This window comes from Vibrio sp. ZOR0018 (assembly GCF_963865925.1).
Lineage (GTDB): Bacteria > Pseudomonadota > Gammaproteobacteria > Enterobacterales > Vibrionaceae > Vibrio > Vibrio anguillarum.
The window spans coordinates 140,215-165,520 of sequence record NZ_CAWMCN010000121.1 but is presented as its reverse complement, the minus strand read 5'-3'; the positions used below and the strand labels follow the sequence as shown (position 1 = coordinate 165,520).

Sequence of the window (25,306 nt, the reverse complement as noted above, 5' to 3'; positions counted from 1 at the left end):
GTCTTTAAAATAAAACAGAGCAAAGCACTGGCGGATTACAAAATGATCGCGCGCACTTCTGGGTCTTTACGCTCTAAGTAGTGAATTGATTTAATACGGCGAATGGTACGACAGCGGCCACGAATTAATAGCGTTTCTGTGGTGGCGATGTTGCCTTTGCGGGTAATACCTTCCAGCAGATCCCCTTTGGTGATACCAGTAGCTGAGAAAATGACGTTATCACTGCGGGCCATCTCTTCCATTTTCAACACTATGCCAGCTTCGACACCCATTTCCGCGCAGCGAGCTAACTCTTTTGCACCGTAAATGCGGTTTTCTTCCGTATCGCCTTTGACTTCATGACGTGGTAGTAGACGGCCATGCATGTCACCATCTAGAGCTCGGATGACCGCGGCTGAAACCACTCCTTCAGGTGCACCGCCGATGCAGTACATCACGTCGACTTCACTATCAGGCATACAAGTTAGGATCGAGGCGGCGACATCGCCATCTGGCACAGCAAACACGCGAACACCCATCTCTTGCATCTGCGCTATGGTGGCATCATGGCGAGGTTTCGCTAAGGTGATCACAACTAGAGTGTTTAATGGTTTATTCAGCGCGGCGGCGATATTTTCTAAATTCTCTTTTAAAGGCTTATTGAGGTCAATGCACCCTTTAGCGCCGGGGCCAACCACCAATTTTTCCATGTACATATCAGGTGCTTTAAGGAAGCTGCCTTTTTCGCCAGCCGCCAAAACAGCCAATGCGTTTGACTGGCCCATTGCCGTCATACGTGTACCTTCAATAGGATCCACTGCGATATCAACCGCATCGCCACCAAGGCCAACAAGCTCGCCAATGTAGAGCATTGGAGCATCGTCAATTTCGCCTTCACCGATTACAATTTCACCTTGGATGTCGGTTTTATTGAGTAGGTTGCGCATGACTTCTACCGCTGCGCCATCGGCCGCATTTTTATCGCCTCGGCCAAGCCATTTGTAACCTGCCAGTGCGGCACCTTCAGTGACTCGAGAGAATGCCATTGCTAAATCGCGTTTCATGCTAGCTCCAAAGAAAAGGGAATAGGAAATTTCGGCGGGAATTTTAGCATATCAAATAGTAAACGTTTGCTTTTTTAGTTCACAAGGATTGCACTTGATCAAAGCTAAGCCTCAAATTGAGCAAATCCATGGCCAGATAAAGTGTTTTTCGGCCTAGGCTTGGCGCTTAAGTGAGTTGACGGTTAAGTTGAGCCGATTTTTTAGCCAAATAGCGAGAAAATTTGCATATAGTGAGTGTTTCTGAGCGCTGTGCTGAGTAGAATGAACCAATAAGTGAAATTTTGTTCACCTCAACCGAATAACTAAGGGTATGCACCATGTCTTTTGAAGTATTAGAACTACTAGAAGCAAAAATTCAAACCGCAGTTGACACCATCGCACTTCTACAAATGGAAGTGGAAGAGCTTAAAGAAGAGAAACAGCAGCTCGTGAATGAAGCGAATGAGCTAAAAGTAGCGCGTGAAGAGCTTGAGCAAAAAGCGCAACAAATGGAGCAAGAGCAGAGTGCATGGCAAGATCGTATTCGTAGCTTACTTGGTAAAATGGACGACGTGGAATAATCTGCTCGCTTAAGTGATACCACAACGCCGACATCAAGTCGGCGTTACTTTTAATCAATCATCGCGTTTTATCACGAACAACATTTACCAATAATAGCGTTATGAGTGCAGAGAAAGTTTATGCTTTCGGTCTTACGCCCAACGTATGGCACAATGCGTAGGTCATTTCAGCGCGATTGAGCGTATAGAAATGGAAGTCTTTGACACCTTCACGGCTTAAAATGCGAACCATGTCAATTGCTTGGCTTGCACCCACGAGCTGGCGTGTGGTTGGGTCATCATCTAATCCATTAAATTGTTTCGCCATCCATCCGGGGACTTTAACGTTGTTTTGCGCGGCAAAGCGAGAAGCTTGTTTAAAGTTTGATACCGGTAGAATGCCCGGTACAATTTCAGCATCAATACCAGCGGCTACACAGCGGTCGCGAAATCGTAAGTAGCTTTCAACATCAAAAAAGAATTGAGTAATTGCGCGGTTTGCACCTGCATCAATTTTGCGTTTTAGATTGACCAGATCGGATTGCGCGCTTTTCGCTTCAGGGTGGACTTCTGGAAATGCCGCGACAGAAATATCAAAATCATGGCGAGATTTGAGTAGAGTCACTAAGTCGGAAGCATACATTTCTGGTTTGCCGCCACCAGCGGGGATATCGCCACGCAGTGCAACTATGTTCTGGATGCCGTTGTGCCAGTAGTCATCGGCAATCTGAATCAGCTCATCGCGAGAGGCATCGATGCAAGTGAGGTGCGGTGCTGCAATAAGGCCAGTTTGATCTTTAATCTCTTTAATGATCGAATGGGTGCGGTCGCGCTCGCCAGAGTTTGCTCCGTAAGTCACAGAAACAAATTTAGGTTGTAGGGTTTTTAAACGGTGAACGGAATTCCACAATGTCTCTTCCATTTGCGCTGAGCTGGGTGGAAAAAACTCAAATGAGACATTGATATTATCTGATAGCTCAGCCACGTTCTGGTTGAGTGCATCAATATGACCGGCGTGCGTGTATCCCATTTTATTTCTCCCTGTGGCGTTCTTCCGCCAATCTATCATTCCTTAAGTTGACGTTTAGACGTCTATATGTCCACAGAATGTATTGAATAGCATTTAATGTCAACACTGTAATTATGAATATTATTCATGTTGATTGTGAGTGACCTTCAAGTCATGCTCAACCTCGGTATGCATGACCTAATATCATCCTTTCGCAGTTAAATTAAGGAGCCTAGTGGCCCCTTAATCTGGAATAAGCTGGAGTGTTACAGCAAGCTTGACAGCAAGTTGAGGTCCGATTGGATAGCTCCTGCTGTCACTTCTCTACCAGCGCCCGGACCACGAATCACTAACGGGTTATCGCGATACCATTTACTCTCGATAGCAAAAATGTTGTCACAAGGTAAAAGGTTAGCCAAAGCGTGTTCACGCTCTAAAGCTTCAACCCCGACCGTTGCTTTGCCATTTTTCTCAAGCCTTGCGACATAGCGTAGCACTTTATCTTCACGTTGTGCTTTGGTTAGTCTCTCTGCTAATTTTTCACTCAGCAGTTGGCCTTTGTCTAAAAAGTCATCCAGTGAGAGGTGCTTGAGCTCATCAGGAACCAGTGATTCAACTTTGACATTTTCCGGTTCGATATGTAATCCCGCTTCACGGGCTAGGATCACTAGTTTGCGCATTACGTCTGAACCATCCAGATCGCTGCGCGGGTCAGGCTCGGTAAGTCCTTGTTGCCATGCTAAATCGACCAGTTCGCTAAACGGTATTGAGCCGTCGAATTGCTGAAATAACCAAGATAAAGTGCCAGAGAAAATACCAGAGAGGGCGACGATTTCATCGCCGCTTTCACGCAAATCACGTACCGTGTGGTTAATGGGTAAGCCTGCGCCAACCGTCGCGTTGTAGAGCCAATGGCGGCTAATTTTCGCGAACGCTTCTTTTATTTGGTGGTAATCGACGCTAGAGGAAGAGCCCGCGACTTTATTCGCTGAGATGAGGTGCATCCCATTTTCAGCAATGTTGAGGTAGTGATCAGCCAGTTCTTTGCTTGCGGTTACATCGAGCACAACCGCTTCGTCATATCCTTGAATATTGCTTAATCGTTGGAGCCAAGTCATTCCTTCACTGGCAATCGCTTCATCGTCAAAATGCTTTAAAACCGATGCTGCATCAATCCCTTGCTCATCAAACCAATAGGTTTGGCTATCGACCACCGCGACCAACTCGAAGTTCATGCCATGGCGTTTTTCTAACTCTGATTTTTGTTCAGCAAAGAGTTTTAACCAACTCGAACCAATGTTGCCTTTGCCACACAGTGCCAGTGCGACCCGTTTTTGCGCCTGAAATAGTTGGTTATGCATACCCACCACTAAGGGGGTGATCGGCGTTTTACGCAGTACCGCGACTAAACTCAGCCCAGATTCGGCTTCACAGATAAACTCGATCGGTGATGAACGTAGCTGTTGATAAAAGCCGTAGCAGTGATTGGGGTTTTTCGTCACTCCCGCACCCACAGCCCCCACTAATGAAAAGCCTTCTTTGAGTTTAATTTCCGCTTCAAAAGCGGCATCTTGCAGATGGGCTAGGGCTCCACCTGAAATCTCAGCAGTATAGGCAAGGCGCAGTTGGTGTTGATCGGCTTGAGTATCGAAAGCTAGCGGTTCGAGTTGAGCACGACGCAAGCTGCGCAGCACATCGTTTTGTAGGCGCTGGAAGTCATGCCCGTGAGCAAAATTAAGCTCAACCAACAGCACATCATCAAGTGAAGTAATGATTTTGGCACCGCGTCCCGATGCCAATACACGCTCAATACGAGTCGATCCTGCTTCGGGTTGATAACTGCAGCGCAAGTGCAAATCCATGGTGCTTTGCGCCACGGGCTGCAAAGTTCGGCTGTGTAATACTGGGGCGGCAAGGCGCGCTAACTCGTTGGTTTCGTCCAAACGCAGTAGCGGCAGTAAACAGGCATCACTGACAATACGCGGGTCGGCGCTATAAACACCGGCCACATCACTCCAAATCGTTACTCGGTTTACTTCCGCAAGTGCACCGATCATAGTGGCGGAGTAATCGGAACCATTGCGCCCAAGTAGCACAGTATCACCGTGTTCACTGCGAGCCATAAAGCCTGTGATGATCACTCGGTGATGCGCGTGTTGTGCCAAAATTTCTTTCAGCAAAGGGTAGGAGCGAGCGCGATCCACTTCCGGTTGTGTGCCTGCTTGCGCGCGAAGAAATTCGCGGGCGTCTTGTGCCACAGCCGCAAGATTATGTTGATTGAGTAACGCCGCCAATAAGCGTGATGACCACACTTCACCATGGCCAAGTACCGCCGCTTGTTGAGCTGGCGATAGGGGCGCGCAAAGCTGACCCAAAGTGCGAATTTCGTTGGTGAGTAAAGTGATGAGCGGTTGCGCTGCATCTTCATCGAGCAGCGCGTTGATTAAATCGATTTGGTACTGACGGACCGATTGCAAGTTCTCATGGGCCACTCGGCCATCTTTATTGAGAGCGTCGAGAAATTCGATTAAACGATTGGTGGTTTTTCCTGCGGCAGAAACCACCACCAAATCATCAGCTTGAGAATACTCTTTTAAGATATTAACGACCCGTTTGTAGCATTCAGGATCGGCAAGGCTGCTACCGCCAAACTTGTGCAATTGACGTAGGGCAGTCATTAATAGGCCTCCTTCGCTTTAGCAAAGGCTTGCGCGAGATCGTCAATCAAATCTTGGGCATCTTCTAAGCCGACCGATAGGCGTAATAGCTGCTGTGAAACACCGGCTTCGGCCAACGCTTCTTCGCCCATCGCTCGGTGAGTCATCGAAGCGGGGTGGCAGATTAAGCTCTCCACGCCTCCTAATGATTCTGCCAGTGAGAATAATGTTAACTGAGAGACAAAATATTTGAGCTGTTCAAAGCTGCCCGCAAACTCAAAACTGAGCATAGAGCCAAAGCCAGATTGCTGCTTTTTCGCTATCTCATGGCCAGGATGCTCTGGCAAACTCGGGTGATAAATGACCTTTACTAAGGCTTCGCTTTGCAGATAGTCCAAAATGGCACGTGAGCTTTCCTCATGGACGCGCATTCTTGCGCCTAAGGTACGAATGCCACGCAGCGTCATATAGCTATCAAAAGGGGTTCCCGTTGAGCCAAGGCAGTTGCCCCACCATGCTAGCTCTTCAGCGTGCTGCTCTGTTTTGGTGATAACAACTCCGCCAATCACATCGGAGTGGCCGTTGATGAATTTGGTGGTGGAGTGGATGACAAAATCTGCGCCCAACTCTAATGGTTTTTGAAATACTGGCGTTAAGAAGGTGTTGTCAACCGCCACTAATGCACCGACGGCGTGTGCTTGTTGGCAAATATCAGCAATATCTACCACGCGAACTAATGGGTTGGATGGGGTTTCAATGAGTACCAATTTGGGTTTTTTCGCCAAAGCGGCCTGCAAAGCGTTTGGATCGGATTGATCAATAAAGAGTGTCTTAAAATCGCCTTTTTTGGCGCGTGTATTAAACAGGCGATATGTGCCACCGTAACAGTCATGCGGGGCCACGATCAGATCGTCAGGACTTAAAAAGGCGGAAACCCATAGATTCAGCGCCGAAGTGCCACAGTTAGTCACCACTGCGCCTTGACCCGATTCGAGTTCAAACAACGCTTTTTCGAGCAGACCTCGATTTGGGTTGCCAGAGCGTGTGTAATCGTATTTAGGCACTTCACCAAACGCAGGAAAGCTATAATTTGTCGAAAGATAAATTGGAGGCACAACAGCATGATATTGAGAGTCGGATTCAATACCGGTTCTAACGGCGATGGTGGCTGGCTTGCGAGTGGTCATGACGGTTTCCTTACTTAATTAAACTCAATAAACTGACTTTTATTGAGGGGTTCCTGCTTTATCTGGGGACAACGAAAGGGCAACGTCCATTGTCTCGAGTATTAGCTATATCCGATAGTGCGTGAGATTGCTATCCCCTTTCTAACTTGAAGTTGCTGCGATGTTGGTTAGATTCGCCTACTTCAATCACATAGTCTGGCTGTCTTGACTTGCCGCTCTGCTGAAATTTCAAGTATTTCGGGTATCTCTTTGTCGATAATGGCACACTTTACTGAACTCAAAAGAAGACGTCAATATATCTAGACGTCTATATGTCTTTGCTTGTGGCGGTAAATCCCGCTAAAATCCAACTTTCAAATTTTTAACGACCAATTACGATAACGAAGGTGCGCAATGGCAGACTGGAATGGGGAATACATTAGCCCATATGCTGAACATGGGAAGAAGAGTGAGCAAGTCAAAAAAATCACCGTTTCAATCCCATTGAAAGTGTTGAAAGTATTAACTGATGAGCGCACTCGCCGTCAAATCAATAACTTACGCCACGCAACGAACAGTGAGCTGCTGTGTGAAGCCTTCTTGCATGCTTATACCGGTCAACCTTTACCGACCGACGAAGATTTGAGAAAAGATCGTCCAGACGATATTCCGACGGAAGCAAAAGCATTAATGACCGCCATGGGCATTGAATTTGAAGCGTATGATGATGAAGAAGTGTAGCGCGTAATTGCGGTACAACGAGATAAAATAGAGAGGATACTGGGTAAGTTGCCATTGTGACTTTGGCTCTGTGTCTCAGAATATAAAAAAACCGCTGAAAGTCAGCGGTTTTTTTTCGAGCGAGGCATTTAGCCGCTCAAGCTTGTGATTATTCTTGCATGTAATTGACAGGAATCTCGATTCGAGCGACGCCAGAGTCAACCGCTGCTTGAGCAACCGCTTTAGCAACACGAGGCAGTAGGCGTGGGTCCATCGGTTTTGGAATGATGTATTCAGGGCCGAAACTTAATGCTTTTACGCCTGCGGCTTTCAACACTTCAGCCGGCACTTCTTCTTTAGCCAGTTCACGTATCGCCTCAACTGCGGCTAGCTTCATTTGGTCATTAATTTCACTAGCACGGACATCCAAAGCGCCACGGAAAATAAATGGGAAGCACAACACGTTGTTGACTTGGTTTGGATAATCGCTACGACCTGTGCCTAGAATTAAATCATCACGTACCGCGCGTGCGAGTTCCGGTTTAATTTCTGGATCCGGGTTTGAGCAAGCAAATACGATCGGTTTATCGGCCATTAATTTTAGCGCTTCGGCAGGCAGCAGGTTGGGGCCTGACACACCTAGGAATAAGTCAGCGCCTTCAATCACATCTTCCAGTGTGCGTTTGTCGGTGTTATTAGCAAACAACTGCTTATATTCATTGATGTCATCGCGACGAGTATGAATCACACCTTTGCGATCAAGCATGTAGATTTTTTCACGCATTGCGCCGCACTTAATCAGTAGTTCCATGCAAGCGGTGGCTGCTGCGCCAGCGCCAAGACAGACGATAGTGCATTCGTTGAGTTTCTTGCCTTGCAGTTCAATCGCATTGAGCATGCCAGCTGCGGTAACAATCGCAGTGCCGTGTTGATCGTCATGGAAAACAGGCACATTACAGCGCTCGATCAAACGGCGTTCAATCTCAAAGCAATCTGGTGCTTTGATATCTTCTAAGTTGATGCCGCCAAAGGTGTCGGCGATGTTGGCAACCGTATCGACAAATTCATCGATTGTGCGGTGTTTTACTTCAATATCAATTGAATCAAGCCCAGCAAAGCGTTTAAACAGTAGCGCTTTTCCTTCCATGACGGGCTTGGAAGCCATCGGACCTAAGTTACCTAAACCAAGAATAGCCGTGCCGTTTGAGATCACAGCGACGGTGTTGCCTTTCGCAGTGTATTTATAAACGTTGTCGATGTTCTGTGCGATTTCACGAACCGGTTCAGCAACGCCCGGGCTGTAAGCTAGAGCAAGGTCTTCAGCCGAGTCGGCAGGCTTAGTTAATGAAATGGCAATTTTACCCGCGGTTGGGTAAGCATGGTAATCGAGTGCGCGTTGGCGAAATTGTTCTTCTGCCGTTAATTCTTGGTGAGTGTCATCAGACATAGGTATAAGTGCTCGTGTTGGATTGGAAAAGGTCCATAATTCTAATGGATGTCGCTCAAACTTCCTAGGCGGGAACCTGACGTGCTTCATCAAAAAATGGAGAAAATGTCGCAGATAAGACCAGTGCGTACTGACAACTATACAAAAAATGCCAACAAAAAAGGATGCCGAAGCATCCTTTTTTAATTTTCTAGCAAAAAAGAGATTATTTGCTAGAAAGAGCACCGAAACGCTTGTTGAAGCGATCTACACGGCCGCCAGTATCAACGATACGTTGCTTACCAGTGTAGAATGGGTGACATTTGTCACACACGTCTAGGTGGATAGAATCTTTGCCTAGCGTTGAGCTGAACTCGAAAGAGTTGCCGCAAGAACAAGTCGCGCTAACTGCTTTGTACTCTGGATGGATACCAGCTTTCATGGGATAACCTCAAATTGGGCCGCGTCGCTATCCGAATCTATGCCGGACACCACACGTAGTTAATAAAAAAATGTTGATACCGCTGACTGCTTAACATCAAGCAAGAAGCCATATCATCAAGGCGCGATATATTAATGAATCCTCTTCAGTGGATCAAGCCATTTCGCCGCTATTTTCGCCACATTTTTGTCCAATGACGAAGCTCGAATTTCGGTGACGCATCCAGTAGACTGTCTTTTCACATTTTTTGTAGAACGAACGGTCGATTATGCGCCCCACCATTGCACGCGTTGCCTTACCTATCCCATTGGATAAGCAGTTTGATTATCAGATCCCAAGTCATCTGTTTCCGATTGTTGGTGGACGAGTGTCGGTGCCATTTGGTCGGCAAACTCTGGTGGGTATCGTCACCGCTATAGTCAGTGAGTCTGAGTTTTCAGTCGATCAATTAAAGCCGCTAAAAGCGGTGCTCGATAGCCAGCCAGTCTGGCCAGAGAAACTCTATCAATTGCTGTTGTGGTGTAGCCAATTTTATCAATACCCATTAGGCGACACGCTATTTAATGCCTTGCCTGGCGCATTACGCAAAGGGAAAGCGGCCGATTTTTCGACCTTAGTGGAGTGGCAACTGACGCCCAGTGGGCGCGATCAACTCATACAAGGATTCGGGCGAGCGGTAAAGCAAGCCAAAGTGATGACGATGCTTGAGTCTGGCGCTGTGCCCCATCAACTGTTTATTGATGAAGAGGTAGGTAGCAGCGTACTCAAAACCTTACAAGAGAAAGGCTGGATAGAATCACTGGAAAAACGGCCGACACTGACGGCTTGGCCGCAAAATGTTGAAGCGGATGTGGAAAAGCCCAAGCTCAACCAAGAACAAGCGATCGCGATTGCTTCAATTAATAGCCATCACCATTTCGCATGCTATTTACTTGAAGGGGTCACCGGTTCAGGGAAAACCGAAGTTTATCTAAACTTAATCAAGCCCGTTTTAGAAAAAGGACGTCAGGCATTGGTACTGGTGCCTGAGATTGGTCTAACACCACAAACCATTAACCGCTTTCGTAAGCGATTTAATGTGCCAGTTGCCGTGGTCCACTCGGGGCTCAATGAAACCGAGCGCCTCAACGCGTGGTTAGCGGCGCGTGATAATATCGCGGGCATTATTATTGGTACTCGCTCAGCGCTGCTAACGCCTTTTGCAGACCTAGGTATCATCATTGTTGATGAAGAGCACGACGCTTCGTATAAACAGCAAGATAGCCTACGCTACCATGCAAGAGATGTCGCGGTAATGCGTGCAAATCTTGAGCAGATCCCGATTGTGCTCGGTTCTGCCACTCCAGCATTAGAAACGTTGCATAATGCATTGAGCGGCAAATATCATCACTTAAGCTTAACTCAGCGTGCTGGCGTAGCGGTTCCTACTAAAAACAAAGTGTTGGATGTGAAAGGCCTGTTTTTAGAGAGTGGTTTATCAGCGCCGCTGATTGCTGAGATGAGAAAACACCTCAGCGCAGGTAACCAAGTGATGCTGTTTCTCAATCGGCGCGGCTTCTCGCCCGCGCTGATGTGCCATGAATGCGGTTGGATTGCCGAGTGCAAACGTTGCGATGCGTACTATACCTTTCACCAATACAGCAGTGACATGCGTTGTCACCATTGTGGCTCGCAACGTCCGGTGGTTCATCAGTGTCAAGGTTGTGGTTCAACTCAGTTGGTCACGGTTGGAGTAGGTACCGAGCAACTTGAAGCGCAACTGGCGCAGCTTTTCCCCGAATATAAAACGGTGCGTATTGATCGCGATAGTACGCGTCGTAAAGGCAGTTTAGAAAGTGCTTTATCATCGATTCGCCAAGGTGAGTATCAGATTTTAATTGGCACGCAGATGCTTGCTAAAGGGCACCATTTTCCCGATGTGACTTTAGTAGCGTTATTGGATGTGGATGGTTCGCTATACAGCAGTGATTTTCGCGCCGCCGAACGCTTGGCGCAGCTATTTACTCAAGTGGCAGGTCGAGCAGGGCGCGCGAGTAAACCCGGCGAAGTGATTTTACAAACGCATCACCCGGAACACAGTTTGCTGCAAGCATTGTTGCAAAAGGATTATCGTCATTTTGCAGAAACCGCGTTAGAAGAGCGGAAAATAGCGATGTTGCCACCTTACACCTATCTCACACTGTTTAAAGCGGAATCCAACCAAGCTTCGATGGTGGAAGAGTTTTTACGCCAAATTCGGCATACGTTAGAAGCGCATCCGTTATTTGATGATTCGTGCTTAGTATTAGGGCCAACCCCAGCCCCATTGGCGAAAAGAGCGGGCAAATATCGCTGGCAGTTATTACTGCAAACTCAGCATCGCTCCAAAATGCAAAAACTATTGATGAGTGCTAAGCCTGCGATTGGACTGTTACCATTAGCCAAGAAAATTCGCTGGTCGTTAGATATTGAACCGCAAGATCTCAGTTAAACCTCAGTAGCGTTTTCGATGAAATGAGATGTAACATATTGAAGCAATCGAGTGCTAAAACGGTTACTGTTATTTTTGTCAGCCTATTTAATCCTCTCTAATGTGAGTGGCTTCACGCTTATTATGTAAAATTTGTTAATCTGACCGTAACTTTCTGGGTGGAAATGAATAGACTATCACTCATATATCCGCTGTGAATAACAGCTCAGCGTTCAAAATGGATAACCAGATTTTACAACCGGATTTTATAAACATAACAACGGGTGATTTCAGCCCAGTAACAACTTTTAAAGAGGTTAATTTCTATGGCGACAATGAAGGATGTTGCCCAGCTTGCAGGTGTATCAACCGCCACAGTATCTAGGGCGTTGATGAACCCTGAAAAAGTATCATCTTCAACGCGAAAGCGTGTCGAAGATGCTGTTTTGGAAGCTGGTTACTCACCAAATTCTCTCGCTCGCAACTTACGTCGTAATGAATCTAAAACTATTGTCGCTATCGTGCCGGATATTTGTGACCCTTACTTCACAGAGATCATTCGTGGCATCGAAGATGCGGCGATGGAACATGGTTATTTAGTACTGTTGGGTGATAGTGGTCAGCAGAAAAAGCGAGAAAGTTCGTTAGTTAACCTCGTATTTACTAAGCAGGCCGATGGCATGTTGTTGCTGGGAACGGATTTGCCGTTTGATGTTAGTAAGCCGGAGCAAAAAAACCTGCCACCTATGGTCATGGCATGTGAATTTGCGCCAGAACTTGAGTTGCCGACGGTACATATTGATAACCTTACTTCAGCGTTTGAAGCGGTGAACTATTTGACGCAGCTCGGGCACAAACGCATCGCGCAAATATCGGGGCCAGCAGAGGCCACGCTGTGTAAGTTCCGCCATCAAGGTTATCAACAAGCTTTACGCCGCGCAGGAATTACCATGAACCCTAATTATTGCACTTATGGTGATTTTACTTTTGAAGCTGGGGCTAAAGCACTGCGCCAATTATTGGCGTTATCTGAGCCACCCACCGCCATTTTTAGTCATAATGACAGTATGGCGATCGGTGTCATTAAGGAAGCCAAAAAATTGGGTTTGCGCGTTCCACAAGATATTTCAGTGGTGGGATTTGATGATATTCAATTTGCGCTCTACTGCGATCCACCGTTAACGACCATCTCACAGCCGCGCTATGAGATAGGGCGTCAAGCGATGCTCATGATGCTCGATCTTCTTCGTGGTCAAGAGGTTGGCGCAGGTTCTCGACTATTAGAAACCAAGTTAGTGATTCGAGAAAGCGCAGCACCTCCTCGTTTGAACTAACCACACGCAGCGCATTTTTGATGCGCTGCAACTCTTTCAACACTATTAAGTCGTTGGAAACTGCATTAACATTGGCGCAAACCATCAACTTTTGAATTCTCTGTGGCTAATAAAGATTATGTAAGGCGCGGTCGTAGTCCGAAAAAGCCGACCCCGAAAAAAACAGCTCCACGTCGTAAACCTTGGCGTAGTGGCTTATTGGCACTGTTGCTCGTTTCCGGTTTTGGTTATGGGCTGTTCTTACTCAGCCGTGATCCTGAGCCGCCTCAAGCGGTTGTGGTTCCTACAAAACCAGTCGCAAAACCTAAGCCAGAGAAAGTGATCCCACCGCCTCCAGAGGAAAAATGGGATTACGTGGATAGCTTGCCGAAACGTGAAGTGGAAGTGGTAGCCAAAGAACAAAAAGTGTCTGAAATCCCTTATATCATGCAGTGTGGGGCGTACAAAACCTCGGCACAGGCTGAAAGCCGTAAACTTGATATCGCGTTTCAGGGTTTAAAAAGTGAAATCCGAAAAACGGAAGGCAGCAGTTGGTATCGCGTGGTATTAGGTCCATACAAATATAAGCGTGATGCGCAGCGTGACGAGCATAAATTACAACGCGCTAAAATTGAGCCGTGCGCCATTTGGACTGAACCACAATAAGAGCGATCACTCACCGCATCCAATCGATTCGCGGTGAGTGTTTTTTGTGACTTGAAATCTTCCCCAACCATCCTCATATATTTGCTAACTCCATCGTGAAAACAAATAAGAGGTCCTGTCGTGACTACCATCGTCTCTGTACGTCGTAATAATAAAGTTGTCATCGCCGGTGACGGACAAGTATCGCTCGGTAATACCGTAATGAAAGGCAACGCGCGCAAGGTTCGCCGTCTGTACAATAATCAAGTCTTGGCAGGGTTTGCAGGTGGCACAGCCGATGCGTTTACCTTGTTTGAGCGCTTTGAAAGTAAGCTGCAAATACATCAAGGTCATCTTACTAAGGCCGCGGTTGAGCTGGCAAAAGATTGGCGTAGTGACCGAGCACTGCGTAAGCTAGAGGCGATTTTAGCGGTGGCTGATGAAACGGCATCACTCATTATTACGGGCAATGGTGACGTTGTTCAACCAGAAAACGACCTGATTGCTATCGGTTCGGGGGGTAATTTTGCCCAAGCTGCGGCGACCGCATTATTAGAAAATACCGATTTAGATGCACGTGAAATCGCTGAAAAAGCACTGAAAATTGCGGGCGACATTTGCGTGTTTACCAACCATTTTCACACTATCGAAGAACTAGAAATACCGGCGGAATTGCTACTGCAACAAACAGTGACCACCGAAAAATAAAGACAGTGTTAGGGTAAAGAATTAAGGAAAATCTGATGTCTGAAATGACTCCACGTGAAATTGTTCACGAATTAAATCGCCATATTATTGGTCAAGATAAAGCCAAACGTTCGGTGGCGATTGCGCTGCGTAATCGCTGGCGTCGCATGCAGCTCGAAGAGAGCTTGCGCGCCGAAGTAACGCCGAAAAACATTTTGATGATTGGTCCAACTGGGGTGGGAAAAACGGAAATTGCTCGTCGTCTCGCCAAACTTGCCAACGCACCATTTATTAAAGTGGAAGCGACCAAATTTACCGAAGTGGGTTATGTTGGTAAAGAAGTGGAAACCATTATTCGCGATTTAACCGATGTCGCGGTAAAAATGACTCACCAGCAAGCGATGGAAAAAGTGCAATTTCGTGCGCAAGAGCAAGCAGAAGAGCGTATTTTAGATGCTTTATTGCCGCCAGCTCGTGATGCTTGGGGAGAGAATGAAAAGGGCGAAGAGAGCTCGAACACTCGCCAAATCTTCCGTAAAAAGTTGCGTGAAGGAAAGCTCGACGACAAAGAGATTGAAATCAATGTCGCTGTCCCTCAAATGGGGGTTGAAATTATGGCACCTCCAGGCATGGAAGAGATGACCAATCAGCTGCAAGGTTTGTTTCAGAACCTTGCAGGGGATACCAAGAAAAAACGCAAACTCAAAATCAAAGAGGCCTTCAAAGCTTTGACTGAGGAAGAAGCGGCAAAATTGGTCAATCAGGAAGAGCTGAAAGATCAAGCTATTTTTAATGTTGAAAATAACGGCATTGTCTTCATCGATGAGATTGACAAAATCTGTAAACGCGGCGAAAGCTCAGGTCCAGATGTGTCGCGTGAAGGGGTACAACGTGATTTGCTACCTTTGATTGAGGGCAGTACCGTCTCGACTAAGCACGGCATGGTTAAAACTGATCATATCCTCTTTATTACGTCGGGTGCATTCCAAGTGGCGAAGCCCTCTGATTTAATCCCCGAGTTGCAAGGCCGCTTGCCGATTCGCGTCGAACTTGAAGCATTATCGAGCCATGACTTTAAACGTATTTTGACTGAGCCGAAAGCCTCTCTGACCGAGCAGTATATTGCGCTGATGAAGACGGAAGAGGTGCACATTGAATTCACTGAAGATGGCATCACTCAAATTGCGGAAGCCGCGTGGAAAGTGAATGAAACCACGGAAAATATCGGCGCACGTCGCCTGCATACCGTGATGGAGCGTTTGATGGATGAAATCTCATTTGATGCAACAGAAAAGCCTGGCTCCTCAATGATTATCGATGCCGCCTACGTCAAGCAGCGCCTAGGTGAGTTAGTCGAGAATGAAGATTTGAGCCGCTTTATTCTTTAGCTGATCGAATGGCCAGTACACTGTTTGTAGCCCGTCCAAAGTGACGGGCTTTTTATTGCCGTGTTATACTCGCCAGCAGAACAGTATATACTGACCCCTTTTTTGAACGGCAGTGACCTTGCATGAAGAATTCGCTCCATATCTGGCTTGATGCGGCCAGGCCTAAAACGCTCCCTCTCGCGCTAGTTTCTATTTTAACGGGCAGCGCGTTAGCTTTCTCATCGGGCCATTTTTCGTTGCCAGTAGCGCTGCTTGCTCTGCTTACCGCAACTTTATTACAAATCTTATCCAACCTTGCAAATGATTATGGTGATGCGGTCAAGGGTACGGATAATGAGGCTCGCTTAGGGCCAATCAGAGCGATTCAGTCCGGTGCGGTGACGCTCGATGATATGAAGCAAGCGATGCTGATTAACATCACATTGACGGTTATCTCGGGTTTGGTGTTGATTTTTTATGCACTGGATAGTGTGCAAAGTATTCTGGCTTTTGTCGGGCTGGGCGTGCTCGCTATTGTGGCCGCGATTGCTTACACGGTCGGTAACAAACCCTACGGCTATGTCGGCTTAGGTGATTTATCCGTATTCATTTTCTTTGGTTTACTTGGGGTGTCTGGAACCTATTTCTTGCATACCGGCCATGTGGAACCGAGCCTGTTCTTACCCGCGTTAGGCTGTGGCTTATTGGCGGTCGCTGTGCTCAATGTCAACAATATGCGTGATATTGAAAATGATGCAGTTTGCGGTAAAAAAACCGTTGCCGTACGCCTTGGGCAAACGCGTGCCAAGCAATATCACTTTATGCTATTGGCGGGTGCGGTGACCGCTTTTGCTTGGTATTTAGTGATGCAAAGCAGCCCAACGTGGATAAGTTTGCCCTTTTTGTTGAGCATTGTGGTAGTGGTAAAACACAGTAAAGCGGTGTGGGTGAGTGATCAACCTGCGCAGATAGCACCTATGATGCCCGCTATCGTCAAATGTTCACTGATCACCAACTTGTTGTTTGTTGGAATTGTTATAGCTCAAACTCTGACGAGTTAATTGTCGCTTGTCATTGCAATGACTTAATGACCCTATATACTCGGTGAAGATAATTTTCGGCAAGAGAAGAACCATTATGGAATACAACACCTCTGCGTTATGTGATATTTATCTCGACCAAGTCGATGTGGTGGAGCCAATGTTTAGTAACTTTGGTGGAAGCGCATCCTTTGCTGGCCAGCTTACGACGATTAAATGTTTTGAAGATAATGGCTTAATCCGTGAAGTATTAGAGCAAGATGGGCTAGAACGGGTGCTGTTAATTGATGGTGGTGGTTCACTGCGCCGTGCGCTGATTGATGCAGAATTGGCCGCTCTTGCTGAAGAAAATGAGTGGGAAGGCATCGTTGTTTACGGTTGTGTCCGCGAAGTGGATGAACTCGAAGAGATGAGCATCGGCATTCAAGCGCTCGCCTCTATTCCTGTTGGAGCATCCAATCAAGGTATCGGTGAAGTGGATGTGCCTGTCAATTTTGGTGGCGTCACTTTCCTACCTGAAGATTATTTGTACGCTGATAATACGGGTATTATTTTATCTCCTGAGCCTTTAAATGTGGATATGGACTTAGATGATGACCTTGACGAGATTGAAGAGTAGTTTCTCGCGCTGAAAGGCGATGCTTCTAAGTGATAAAGCCAGCATGAATGCTGGCTTTTTTATATTTAGTTCACCACGACGTGCTCAACCAGATAAATGGTAGCATTAGCGAAACAGGTAAGTTCGTTTTAGACGCAGGGCGTAGTAATAACCCAGCAGCCCACCTAAGGTATTGCCTGCGGCAATCCCGATAAACAGCCCTTCGACATCATAGAGATACGAACCTAACCACGCGGCAGGAAGAGTGAACACAAATAGCCGCATCACGCTCCACTGAAAGGCGCGCATGGGTTGATGCAATGCATTCAATCCAGATACAAGCATCATCACAATGCCTTGAAAGCCATAGCTCAGTGGCACCACCAGCAAATAGTGCCACAATAGATCGCGCACCGAGGGCTCTTGAGAAAATAGGGCTGACAAAGGGATGCTCAGCGGTACCATCATCGCAAAAATCATCAATTGAAATACGATAGAAAAACGCATGCTTAGGAACAGGCCAGCAAAGCTACGCTCAATATTTTTTGCGCCGATGTTTTGTGCCATAAAGGGAGTCAGTGCTGAGGTTAGTGACATCAAGACCAAAATGAGTATCGACTCAATACGCTGCGCGGCGCCGTAAGCGGCTACTGCAGTCGTGCCATGACTGGCCAGCATCATCATTAATAGCGCGCCAGAGAGTGGATTCATTGCATTGGAGAGTGCCGCTGGTGTGCCCACTTTTAAGATCTGCTGCCAATCATGCCATAAAGTAGGAAAATACGGCCATGCCAATAATTTTTCTCTTTTGATTAAGACATATAGCGATCCACACAGTGCGCCTAACCAACTGAATGCACTGGCAATAGCAGCACCTTGGATTCCTAATTCAGGGAAAGGGCCATAACCAAAAATCAGCAGCGGATCGAGCAGACCGTTAATACAACCTGCGAGCATCATAATTTTAGCCGGTGTTTTGGTGTCACCCGTGGCTCGAATTGCGCTGTTACCAGCCATGGGAATAACGAGCAAAGGAATGGTCAAATACCAAACCTGCATGTATTGCTCAATCAAAGGGATTAAATCGTCAGTGGCACCAAGCAGTAGGAAGAGTGGCTTAATGGTCAGTAAACCCAGAATTGAAGCAAATGTCACCAGCACCACAGCCAGTAACACGCCGTGACTGGAAAAACGCGCTGCATTTTTAGCGTCACCTTGACCGAGTAAGCGGCCAATACTCGTCGAAAGTCCAATACCAATTCCCATGGTGATGCAGTTAACCGCAAAGGTGACGGGAAAGGTAAAACTGATGGCGGCAAGAGATTCGGTGCCCAGCAGTGAGATAAAAAAGGTGTCGACCAAGTTAAACATCAAAATCGCGATCAAACCAAAAATCATTGGGATCGTCATTTGACTGAGCACATTTGGAATTGGGGCGGTTAATAGGCCGTGTTTATCGTGCATTACTGGCAACGTAGGTTAAGCAAAACGTTAGGATACTTGATTCTGGCGATCGCGACTATAGCTGCTGGGATGGGAAGTGTGACGCGAGTGAAGAAACAAAAAAGGCCAGCAAATGCTGACCTTCTTAACGATAATTAGTGTGAATAATTACGCTTTTTTCGCTTCAGCTGCTGCTTTTGCGATAGCTGCAAAGCTTTTCGCATCAAGTGCTGCGCCGCCAACTAGAGCACCATCAATGTCTGGTTGTGCGAAGTAAGCTGCTGCATTTTCAGGTTTTACAGAACCGCCGTATTGGATAACGACATTCTTCGCGACTGCTTCTGATTTTGCAGCAATGTGCGCGCGAATGGCAGCGTGAATACGTTGAGCATCATCTGCTGTTGCTGCTTTACCTGTGCCGATCGCCCAGATTGGTTCGTAAGCGATGATCGCACCTTCTAGCGCTTCAACACCTTGAGTGTTGATCACAGCGTCAAGTTGACGTGCACATACGGCTACTGTTTCGCCAGCTTCGTTTTGTGCTTCAGATTCACCGATACAAAGTACTGGTGTTAGGCCATTTTCTTTTAGGAATGCAAATTTTTGCGCCACAAATTCATCGGATTCGTTGTGGTATTCACGACGCTCAGAGTGACCAATGATGATGTGTGTTGCACCGAATTCTTTCAGCATTGCTGGAGACATATCGCCAGTGAATGCGCCACTGTTGTGTACGTCGCTGTTTTGGGCACCCAGAATGATCGCGCTACCCGCATCGGTCAGAGTGCGCTCTGCTAGGTCAATAAAAAGTGCTGGTGGAGCAACGGCTACGTCAACACCCGTTACGCCTTCAAGCTCTGCATTCAGACCATTTAGCAGCTCAACAACCATCTCTTTGCTGCCGTTTAGTTTCCAGTTACCCATAACTACAGGATGACGCATAGGAATATCTCCATTATCTATCAAAGTTAAAATGAATGAATGTCAAAAATAAACGTGATTGCGAAAGAATATAACAGATAAAATCGGTCAGATCATGATTCGAGTCATGACTTTATGGGATCTTAAGCAATGCGTGACACCCCTTATCAGTGATCAGATAGACAGAATAGCCGATAATGGCTCGGATTTTACGAGATTAATTGCTATTAGTGGCTGTTAAAAGAAAAGCTAGTGATACCAATAAGGCTCACCAGTGTTGAAATTTGCTCATGAATGAAGAAAAGGAATTCGTATGCCCAACCTTGTTATGGAATACTCGAACTCTGTGGATGAACGTGTGAATGTTCAAGGGTTATTGGAAGATCTTCACCAAGTCGCACTTCGCTGCGGATTATTTGACGCTGACTCAGTGAAATCACGGGCGCTACGCTGCCACCATTGGTGCATTGGTGAAGAGGGCGACAGTGTTGATTTTATTCACCTCAGCTTTGATTTGCTGTCAGGGCGGACACCTGAACAAAAAAGAGAGTTGTCACGTCAATTAATGACGGTATTGCAACAGCAAGCTAGTCAAGTCAGGAGTCTGACCGTGAATGTGCGTGATATGGATAAAGATTGCTTCCAAAAGGTTGTAAATTAACCATTTTAGGTAACAAGATGTCAATTAAAGAACTGCTATTTTCATTTCAAGGACGCATCGGGCGCAAAGTATTTTGGATGTGGAATCTCTGTTATTACGCGTCCATTATGGGCTTCGCACTCGCTGCAAACCAAATATTTCCTGCCTATACGCACCTGATCTTGCCGCTGTTTTTGCTAGTGGTGTTACTGCCTGATTTGGCCATCACGGTAAAACGTTGGCATGACAGAGATAAGTCTGCTTGGTGGTTATTGCTTAATGTCCCCTTGGTGATAGGCCGTATGAGTATGCCTTTTGCTAGTGCCGAGATTGCCACTCAAGCCAGTATGACAGAGTCATTGGTATCGCTGGTCGCACTGGTTTGTGGCTCATGGATTTTAGTCGAATGTGGTTTTATGAAGGGAACGCAAAGCCGCAACCGCTACGGACCTGAACCTGAGTAAACTTGATAGAAAACAAATTGATAAAACAACAGGAGGCCAATGCCTCCTGTTGTTTTAAAAAGCTTCAAATAGCGAGGTTAACGCCAGTCGCTGTGGCGCGGCACAAATGGAATGATGGTCGCGCTCGGTTGAGTGCGCGCCGATTCGCCATCTAAGGCATTTCTAAATTTCATCATCTGTTCGCCGAGCTCACGCATCAGCATAACATTAGCATGGACAGGGTTTTTGCATTGGCTCACCACCAAGTCAATGTGACTTTGCTGAGCCCATAACCTGTCTTGCATGTTGTTGGAAGAGGAGAGGATCATCTCTTCACAGATATCTTTTTTCAGTTGCGTAAAGGCATCTGGATTATGTTTGGCAAGTTCAACCAACTCATCAAAAGAAGGTAAGGCCTGTTTTTGAGGGGGCTCCATATCTTTCTCCTTTACACTATTTCTCTGTTGATTATTTTATCAACACAATGAAAGCATAACCGATCAATAAGGTAGGAGTTGGAACGAAATCGCCATTTCTTACTAATGAGACGATCTTAGCGTGGTGTGATTTGATAACGGCAGCGACGCTCACCCATAATAATGTGTTCGCTCCGTTCAACTACATATTGCTCACCGATCAACGTTTGGAAAATATTAAGTTCAGATTGGCACAGATTAGGGCAGCGTGCCGCAGCTTTACAGATAGGGCAATGGTTCTCAATTAAAGTGTAACCGTTCGGTGATGGTATGAGCTCTGCCATATAGCCTTCTTGCTCACGAAGCGTCACTAGCTTAGCTAGTTTTTCTTCTAAACTGTGGCAATCAATTAATGCTTGTTGATACTGTGCTAATGTGTGAGCTTCACGCTCTGCCGCCACTTTAGCTAGTCCTTCTTTACCAAAAAGGTGCTCAACAGCATCAATCACTTGGATGATCAACTCGCCATGCCGATCAGCAAATTGGTCGTGGCCTTGTTGTGTCAAAGACCAGTGTCGAGTAGGGCGTCCGACTTTTACTTTGACATCATGAAACGCCACAATGCCATCATCTTCCAAACTTTGTAGGTGCTGGCGAGCCCCCATGGTGGTAATTCCTAGGTCGTCGGCCAGTCGTTTAGCGGTTACCGCTCCATCGCGTTTGATGGTTTGAAGTATTCGGTCAATGGTTTTCATCGCATTCCTCTGTTTGCCTTATCTATTATGAAGAAGCAGCTTAATAAAGCAAATTATTGACTATACAGGATGAGCCGCTAGTAACTTTTGTCAGCACAGAACCAAGATTCGCTATCAATTCGTTAAATAGATCACAAAATTTTCGCTTTCCCCCCTTGGGATCCCTTGCTTGCTCCCCCACATATCACTCACGAGCTGAGTAATCAGCCTTTTCATAAACCTAACGGAAAATCTAATCAGGAGAGACGACCGATGAACATTCGTCCATTACACGACCGAGTTATCGTTGAACGCCAAGAAGTTGAATCTAAATCTGCTGGTGGCATTGTTCTAACAGGTTCCGCTGCAGAGAAATCGACTCGCGGCGTCATCTTAGCAGTAGGCAAAGGCCGAATCCTTGAAAATGGTTCGGTACAACCGCTGGATGTCAAAGTAGGTGATACGGTTATTTTTGCAGAAAGCTACGGTACTAAAACGGAAAAGATCGACGGTAAAGAAGTGCTCATTATGTCTGAAAACGACATCATGGCGATTGTCGAGTAAGCATTGAGTAATTTTTGCTCTGATTCAAAAACGATTGATTAAAACAGAATTTAGAAAAGGAAATTAAAGATGGCTGCTAAAGACGTTAAATTTGGTAACGATGCACGTATTAAAATGCTAGAAGGCGTTAATATTCTAGCCGATGCAGTAAAAGTCACCCTTGGCCCTAAAGGCCGTAACGTTGTGATAGATAAATCGTTTGGTTCACCTATTATCACCAAAGATGGTGTCACTGTTGCGCGTGAAATTGAACTGGAAGACAAATTCCAGAACATGGGTGCACAAATGGTGAAAGAAGTTGCTTCTCAAGCTAACGATGCAGCGGGTGACGGAACGACAACCGCAACGGTATTAGCGCAAGCGATCATCACTGAAGGCTTGAAAGCTGTAGCAGCGGGTATGAACCCAATGGATCTTAAGCGTGGCATCGACAAAGCTGTCGTGGCGGCGGTTGAAGCGTTGAAAGAGCTTTCAGTACCTTGTTCAGACACTAAAGCGATTGCGCAAGTGGGTACTATTTCTGCGAACTCGGATTCAAGCGTGGGTAACATCATTGCTGAAGCGATGGAAAAAGTGGGCCGAGATGGCGTTATCACTGTTGAAGAAGGCCAAGCACTGCAAGATGAACTCGATGTAGTGGAAGGTATGCAGTTTGATCGTGGTTACCTATCTCCTTACTTCATTAATAACCAAGAAGCGGGCAGTGTTGATCTAGATAGCCCATTCATCCTATTGGTTGATAAGAAAATTTCTAACATTCGCGAACTGCTTCCTGCACTTGAAGCGGTAGCAAAAGCTTCTCGTCCACTACTGATTGTGGCGGAAGATGTTGAAGGTGAAGCATTGGCGACGCTGGTTGTGAACAACATGCGTGGCATTGTAAAAGTTGCTGCCGTGAAAGCACCTGGTTTTGGTGATCGCCGTAAAGCGATGCTACAAGACATTGCTACCCTAACGGGCGGTACTGTGATTTCTGAAGAGATCGGTCTTGAGCTTGAAAAAGTGACCTTGGAAGATCTAGGCCAAGCGAAGCGCATCTCTATCACTAAAGAAAACACCACCATCATTGATGGTGCAGGTGAAGAGCAAGCCATTAAAGGTCGCGTTGCACAAATTCGTCAACAAATTGAAGACGCAACTTCAGATTACGACAAAGAAAAACTACAAGAGCGCGTGGCCAAACTGGCAGGTGGCGTTGCAGTGATCAAAGTCGGTGCAACCACTGAAGTTGAAATGAAAGAGAAGAAAGATCGCGTAGAAGATGCACTGCATGCAACTCGCGCAGCCGTTGAAGAAGGCGTGGTTGCGGGTGGTGGTGTTGCACTGATCCGTGCGGCTGCTAAAGTTGCGGGCCTTGAAGGTGACAACGAAGAGCAAAACGTAGGTATTCGTGTTGCACTACGTGCGATGGAAGCACCAATTCGTCAAATCGTGAAAAACGCGGGCGAAGAGGATTCTGTTGTGGCTAACAATGTTCGCGCTGGTGAAGGTAACTATGGTTACAACGCTGCGACGGGTGAATATGGCGATATGATCGACATGGGTATTTTGGATCCAACCAAAGTGACTCGTAGTGCGCTACAGTTCGCAGCTTCAGTCGCGGGCCTTATGATCACCACAGAAGCTATGGTGACTGAGCTACCGAAGAAAGAAGCGGCAATGCCTGATATGGGCGGCATGGGCGGTATGGGAGGGATGATGTAATCATCCTCTCTCAATAAGAAACCGGAGCTTGCCTCCGGTTTTTTTTCGCATAATTAGCTCAATCCTGACGTTTGAGTGATCCGACTCTTCTAGACTTCGTCTCTTCACTGATCACAATTTGGTGATGATGTGAGTGAAATAGCGTGAACAAACCCAATATTAACGGTTTCATTGGTCAATGGAGATCTTTATGAAAAAAGTACTTTCAGCACTAGCCGTAGTGGCTGCGTTATCTTCTTCTGTTGCGATGGCTGGCACTCCAGTTATGTTTTCTTCCATCAATAACTTCAATGCGCCGGATGAAAATGCGGTATCAGGTGTTCGTGTTGCGGCTCTTTACGGTAAAGTGAATGAAGTTAAAGGCTTAGATCTCGCCGTTGTTGGATTATCTGAAACTGACTCTACGACGGGTGTAAATTTAGGTCTTTTAGGGGCATCGAAAGTCAATCAAGAGATGACCGGTGCTTCACTCGGTTTGTTAAACTGGAATACAGGGCAAACCGTGGGTGCTAACGTGGGTGTAGTGAATCTGACCAACAATGTACAAGGTGCTAACGTCAGTCTAGTGAACTACTCTGAAGGTAATACCATGGTTGATGTTGGTGCAGCAAACTTCTCTGATACATCGAAAGTGCAAGTGGGTTTGTTCAACAAAACCACAAAAATTGAAGGTGTTCAGGTTGGTCTAATTAACTGTGCGGATAACGGTTTCTTTAAGTGTTTTCCTATCATCAACTTTGCTAAATAGCCGATGAATTGAAATCGAAAGAGCAGCATTAAGCTGCTCTTTTTTTCACCTTATGTACGACGACGAAAGCGTTGATGAACACCACGGCGCAAACTTTGAAAGCTATTTTCCACCTTATCCACGCCATACAACACACACAATGCTAATACCGTGATAATGATGGATTGCTGTAAGTAACCAAGACCGATCATCAATCCCAGTGATGCCAGTACCCAAATAACAGCGGCCGAGGTGACGCCATGGATTTTCCCATCTTGAGTCATCATCACGCCTGCGCCTAAAAAACCAACCCCAGTAATAATTTGTCCAAGCACGCGAGCTTGATCTAAGGTGTTAGGGGACAGTGATACGGCCATCGCTAGAAAGAGATAAGTCCCTGAGATAATTAATATTGACGTGCGAATACCCACAGGTTTACCGCGGGTTTGGCGTTCAACGCCAATCAGTAACCCATTGATAGCACAGCACAATAATGCAGACCAACTGAATGGACTAAGATCAAGAAATTGTCCGAGAGATTGCATGATGGTTTTCCCAAAAGTATGAAGGTAAGAGTTCGTTGATTGACACCGAACCGCTCTTTGAAGTTCTG

Annotated in this window: 25 protein-coding genes; 14 read left to right on the top strand and 11 right to left on the bottom strand. The window is 46.4% G+C overall.

What is annotated here, in order from left to right; translation table 11 throughout:
• Positions 1-35: 35 nt before the first annotated feature.
• Positions 36-1,043, bottom strand: coding sequence for a class II fructose-bisphosphatase (glpX, locus tag AACR75_RS14120; RefSeq protein WP_047690609.1), 1,008 nt, complete (start codon positions 1,041-1,043; stop codon positions 36-38).
• A 317-nt stretch (positions 1,044-1,360) separates the two neighbouring features.
• Here glpX and zapB point away from each other — a divergent pair, with 317 nt between their 5' ends.
• Positions 1,361-1,603: a cell division protein ZapB gene (gene zapB, locus AACR75_RS14115; protein ID WP_013855843.1), complete on the top strand. Its 243-nt coding sequence runs from the start codon at positions 1,361-1,363 to the stop codon at positions 1,601-1,603.
• 118 nt (positions 1,604-1,721) lie between these two features.
• Here zapB and metF read toward each other — a convergent pair whose 3' ends face one another.
• From metF to AACR75_RS14100, 3 genes are all read right to left on the bottom strand, one after another.
• Positions 1,722-2,612, bottom strand: coding sequence for a methylenetetrahydrofolate reductase (gene metF, locus AACR75_RS14110; RefSeq protein WP_017043191.1), 891 nt, complete (start codon positions 2,610-2,612; stop codon positions 1,722-1,724).
• A 245-nt stretch (positions 2,613-2,857) separates the two neighbouring features.
• Positions 2,858-5,269 carry a bifunctional aspartate kinase/homoserine dehydrogenase II gene (locus AACR75_RS14105; RefSeq protein WP_047690606.1) on the bottom strand — a complete coding sequence of 804 codons (2,412 nt, stop codon included), beginning with the start codon at positions 5,267-5,269 and terminating at the stop codon, positions 2,858-2,860.
• Positions 5,269-6,435, bottom strand: a complete 1,167-nt coding sequence (locus tag AACR75_RS14100; RefSeq protein ID WP_017049224.1) for an O-succinylhomoserine (thiol)-lyase — start codon at positions 6,433-6,435, stop codon at positions 5,269-5,271. The genes AACR75_RS14105 and AACR75_RS14100 overlap by 1 nt, the downstream gene beginning before the upstream one ends.
• 393 nt (positions 6,436-6,828) lie before the next feature.
• Between AACR75_RS14100 and metJ the strand changes: the two genes are divergently transcribed.
• Positions 6,829-7,155 carry a met regulon transcriptional regulator MetJ gene (gene metJ / locus AACR75_RS14095; protein ID WP_010318342.1) on the top strand — a complete coding sequence of 109 codons (327 nt, stop codon included), beginning with the start codon at positions 6,829-6,831 and terminating at the stop codon, positions 7,153-7,155.
• Positions 7,156-7,303: 148 nt separating this feature from the next.
• Here the strand turns inward: metJ and AACR75_RS14090 are convergent, their stop codons facing one another.
• On the bottom strand, positions 7,304-8,581 hold the full coding sequence (locus tag AACR75_RS14090) for a malic enzyme-like NAD(P)-binding protein (RefSeq protein ID WP_047690604.1): 1,278 nt from the start codon (positions 8,579-8,581) through the stop codon (positions 7,304-7,306).
• Positions 8,582-8,786: 205 nt separating this feature from the next.
• A complete protein-coding gene (gene rpmE, locus AACR75_RS14085) occupies positions 8,787-9,002 on the bottom strand; it encodes a 50S ribosomal protein L31 (protein WP_010318344.1) in 216 nt (71 codons plus the stop codon).
• 268 nt (positions 9,003-9,270) lie between these two features.
• Here rpmE and priA point away from each other — a divergent pair, with 268 nt between their 5' ends.
• The 7 genes from priA (at position 9,271) to rraA (ending at position 17,122) form a co-directional block, all read left to right on the top strand.
• Entirely contained in the window at positions 9,271-11,472 is a 2,202-nt protein-coding gene (gene priA, locus AACR75_RS14080; protein ID WP_047690602.1) for a primosomal protein N', read from the top strand.
• Between the two features lie 305 nt (positions 11,473-11,777).
• Complete coding sequence (gene cytR, locus AACR75_RS14075) at positions 11,778-12,785, top strand: DNA-binding transcriptional regulator CytR (protein ID WP_013855849.1); 1,008 nt, start codon at positions 11,778-11,780, stop codon at positions 12,783-12,785.
• Positions 12,786-12,887: 102 nt separating this feature from the next.
• Complete coding sequence (locus AACR75_RS14070) at positions 12,888-13,430, top strand: SPOR domain-containing protein (protein ID WP_013855850.1); 543 nt, start codon at positions 12,888-12,890, stop codon at positions 13,428-13,430.
• A 120-nt stretch (positions 13,431-13,550) separates the two neighbouring features.
• A complete protein-coding gene (gene hslV, locus AACR75_RS14065; RefSeq protein ID WP_047690599.1) occupies positions 13,551-14,117 on the top strand; it encodes an ATP-dependent protease subunit HslV in 567 nt (188 codons plus the stop codon).
• Positions 14,118-14,152: 35 nt separating this feature from the next.
• Positions 14,153-15,484: an HslU--HslV peptidase ATPase subunit gene (gene hslU, locus AACR75_RS14060; protein ID WP_013855851.1), complete on the top strand. Its 1,332-nt coding sequence runs from the start codon at positions 14,153-14,155 to the stop codon at positions 15,482-15,484.
• 122 nt (positions 15,485-15,606) lie between these two features.
• Positions 15,607-16,524, top strand: a complete 918-nt coding sequence (locus tag AACR75_RS14055) for a 1,4-dihydroxy-2-naphthoate polyprenyltransferase (RefSeq protein ID WP_047690597.1) — start codon at positions 15,607-15,609, stop codon at positions 16,522-16,524.
• Positions 16,525-16,600: 76 nt separating this feature from the next.
• Positions 16,601-17,122: a ribonuclease E activity regulator RraA gene (rraA, locus tag AACR75_RS14050; protein WP_047690595.1), complete on the top strand. Its 522-nt coding sequence runs from the start codon at positions 16,601-16,603 to the stop codon at positions 17,120-17,122.
• Positions 17,123-17,227: 105 nt separating this feature from the next.
• Here rraA and AACR75_RS14045 read toward each other — a convergent pair whose 3' ends face one another.
• Both AACR75_RS14045 and tpiA read right to left on the bottom strand, forming a co-directional pair.
• A complete protein-coding gene (locus AACR75_RS14045) occupies positions 17,228-18,565 on the bottom strand; it encodes an MATE family efflux transporter (RefSeq protein ID WP_156117121.1) in 1,338 nt (445 codons plus the stop codon).
• A 147-nt stretch (positions 18,566-18,712) separates the two neighbouring features.
• Positions 18,713-19,486, bottom strand: a complete 774-nt coding sequence (tpiA, locus tag AACR75_RS14040) for a triose-phosphate isomerase (protein WP_026027419.1) — start codon at positions 19,484-19,486, stop codon at positions 18,713-18,715.
• A 292-nt stretch (positions 19,487-19,778) separates the two neighbouring features.
• Between tpiA and AACR75_RS14035 the strand changes: the two genes are divergently transcribed.
• Together AACR75_RS14035 and AACR75_RS14030 are read left to right on the top strand one after the other, a co-directional pair.
• Positions 19,779-20,126 carry a 5-carboxymethyl-2-hydroxymuconate Delta-isomerase gene (locus AACR75_RS14035; RefSeq protein ID WP_013855856.1) on the top strand — a complete coding sequence of 116 codons (348 nt, stop codon included), beginning with the start codon at positions 19,779-19,781 and terminating at the stop codon, positions 20,124-20,126.
• A gap of 17 nt (positions 20,127-20,143) precedes the next feature.
• Positions 20,144-20,569 (top strand): DUF805 domain-containing protein, encoded by a 426-nt coding sequence (locus AACR75_RS14030; RefSeq protein WP_026027889.1) that lies wholly within the window; start codon positions 20,144-20,146, stop codon positions 20,567-20,569.
• A gap of 77 nt (positions 20,570-20,646) precedes the next feature.
• Here the strand turns inward: AACR75_RS14030 and AACR75_RS14025 are convergent, their stop codons facing one another.
• Together AACR75_RS14025 and AACR75_RS14020 are read right to left on the bottom strand one after the other, a co-directional pair.
• Positions 20,647-20,985, bottom strand: a complete 339-nt coding sequence (locus AACR75_RS14025; protein ID WP_013855858.1) for a DUF3135 domain-containing protein — start codon at positions 20,983-20,985, stop codon at positions 20,647-20,649.
• A gap of 116 nt (positions 20,986-21,101) precedes the next feature.
• Entirely contained in the window at positions 21,102-21,719 is a 618-nt protein-coding gene (locus AACR75_RS14020; protein ID WP_017049219.1) for a helix-turn-helix transcriptional regulator, read from the bottom strand.
• Between the two features lie 252 nt (positions 21,720-21,971).
• Here AACR75_RS14020 and AACR75_RS14015 point away from each other — a divergent pair, with 252 nt between their 5' ends.
• From AACR75_RS14015 to AACR75_RS14005, 3 genes are all read left to right on the top strand, one after another.
• Positions 21,972-22,262: a co-chaperone GroES gene (locus AACR75_RS14015; RefSeq protein ID WP_010317634.1), complete on the top strand. Its 291-nt coding sequence runs from the start codon at positions 21,972-21,974 to the stop codon at positions 22,260-22,262.
• Between the two features lie 69 nt (positions 22,263-22,331).
• Positions 22,332-23,966 carry a chaperonin GroEL gene (gene groL / locus AACR75_RS14010; RefSeq protein ID WP_013855861.1) on the top strand — a complete coding sequence of 545 codons (1,635 nt, stop codon included), beginning with the start codon at positions 22,332-22,334 and terminating at the stop codon, positions 23,964-23,966.
• Between the two features lie 190 nt (positions 23,967-24,156).
• Complete coding sequence (locus AACR75_RS14005) at positions 24,157-24,714, top strand: VC2662 family protein (protein WP_026027420.1); 558 nt, start codon at positions 24,157-24,159, stop codon at positions 24,712-24,714.
• Positions 24,715-24,764: 50 nt separating this feature from the next.
• Here the strand turns inward: AACR75_RS14005 and AACR75_RS14000 are convergent, their stop codons facing one another.
• Positions 24,765-25,238, bottom strand: coding sequence for an MgtC/SapB family protein (locus AACR75_RS14000; protein ID WP_013855863.1), 474 nt, complete (start codon positions 25,236-25,238; stop codon positions 24,765-24,767).
• Positions 25,239-25,306: the final 68 nt, after the last annotated feature.

What these genes read in the sequence shown, in the direction of transcription:
- AACR75_RS14055 (WP_047690597.1), top strand. Translation starts at nt 15,607, where the DNA reads ATGAAGAATTCGCTCCATATCTGGCTTGATGCGGCCAGGCCTAAAACG.
- AACR75_RS14030 (WP_026027889.1), top strand. Translation starts at nt 20,144, where the DNA reads ATGTCAATTAAAGAACTGCTATTTTCATTTCAAGGACGCATCGGGCGC.
- groL (WP_013855861.1), top strand. Translation starts at nt 22,332, where the DNA reads ATGGCTGCTAAAGACGTTAAATTTGGTAACGATGCACGTATTAAAATG.
- AACR75_RS14090 (WP_047690604.1), bottom strand. Translation starts at nt 8,581, where the DNA reads ATGTCTGATGACACTCACCAAGAATTAACGGCAGAAGAACAATTTCGC.
- AACR75_RS14000 (WP_013855863.1), bottom strand. Translation starts at nt 25,238, where the DNA reads ATGCAATCTCTCGGACAATTTCTTGATCTTAGTCCATTCAGTTGGTCT.
- AACR75_RS14105 (WP_047690606.1), bottom strand. Translation starts at nt 5,269, where the DNA reads ATGACTGCCCTACGTCAATTGCACAAGTTTGGCGGTAGCAGCCTTGCC.
- rraA (WP_047690595.1), top strand. Translation starts at nt 16,601, where the DNA reads ATGGAATACAACACCTCTGCGTTATGTGATATTTATCTCGACCAAGTC.
- hslU (WP_013855851.1), top strand. Translation starts at nt 14,153, where the DNA reads ATGTCTGAAATGACTCCACGTGAAATTGTTCACGAATTAAATCGCCAT.
- AACR75_RS14020 (WP_017049219.1), bottom strand. Translation starts at nt 21,719, where the DNA reads ATGAAAACCATTGACCGAATACTTCAAACCATCAAACGCGATGGAGCG.
- rpmE (WP_010318344.1), bottom strand. Translation starts at nt 9,002, where the DNA reads ATGAAAGCTGGTATCCATCCAGAGTACAAAGCAGTTAGCGCGACTTGT.
- AACR75_RS14025 (WP_013855858.1), bottom strand. Translation starts at nt 20,985, where the DNA reads ATGGAGCCCCCTCAAAAACAGGCCTTACCTTCTTTTGATGAGTTGGTT.
- metJ (WP_010318342.1), top strand. Translation starts at nt 6,829, where the DNA reads ATGGCAGACTGGAATGGGGAATACATTAGCCCATATGCTGAACATGGG.
- glpX (WP_047690609.1), bottom strand. Translation starts at nt 1,043, where the DNA reads ATGAAACGCGATTTAGCAATGGCATTCTCTCGAGTCACTGAAGGTGCC.
- zapB (WP_013855843.1), top strand. Translation starts at nt 1,361, where the DNA reads ATGTCTTTTGAAGTATTAGAACTACTAGAAGCAAAAATTCAAACCGCA.
- cytR (WP_013855849.1), top strand. Translation starts at nt 11,778, where the DNA reads ATGGCGACAATGAAGGATGTTGCCCAGCTTGCAGGTGTATCAACCGCC.
- AACR75_RS14005 (WP_026027420.1), top strand. Translation starts at nt 24,157, where the DNA reads ATGAAAAAAGTACTTTCAGCACTAGCCGTAGTGGCTGCGTTATCTTCT.
- tpiA (WP_026027419.1), bottom strand. Translation starts at nt 19,486, where the DNA reads ATGCGTCATCCTGTAGTTATGGGTAACTGGAAACTAAACGGCAGCAAA.
- AACR75_RS14035 (WP_013855856.1), top strand. Translation starts at nt 19,779, where the DNA reads ATGCCCAACCTTGTTATGGAATACTCGAACTCTGTGGATGAACGTGTG.
- priA (WP_047690602.1), top strand. Translation starts at nt 9,271, where the DNA reads ATGCGCCCCACCATTGCACGCGTTGCCTTACCTATCCCATTGGATAAG.
- metF (WP_017043191.1), bottom strand. Translation starts at nt 2,612, where the DNA reads ATGGGATACACGCACGCCGGTCATATTGATGCACTCAACCAGAACGTG.
- AACR75_RS14015 (WP_010317634.1), top strand. Translation starts at nt 21,972, where the DNA reads ATGAACATTCGTCCATTACACGACCGAGTTATCGTTGAACGCCAAGAA.
- AACR75_RS14100 (WP_017049224.1), bottom strand. Translation starts at nt 6,435, where the DNA reads ATGACCACTCGCAAGCCAGCCACCATCGCCGTTAGAACCGGTATTGAA.
- AACR75_RS14045 (WP_156117121.1), bottom strand. Translation starts at nt 18,565, where the DNA reads ATGCACGATAAACACGGCCTATTAACCGCCCCAATTCCAAATGTGCTC.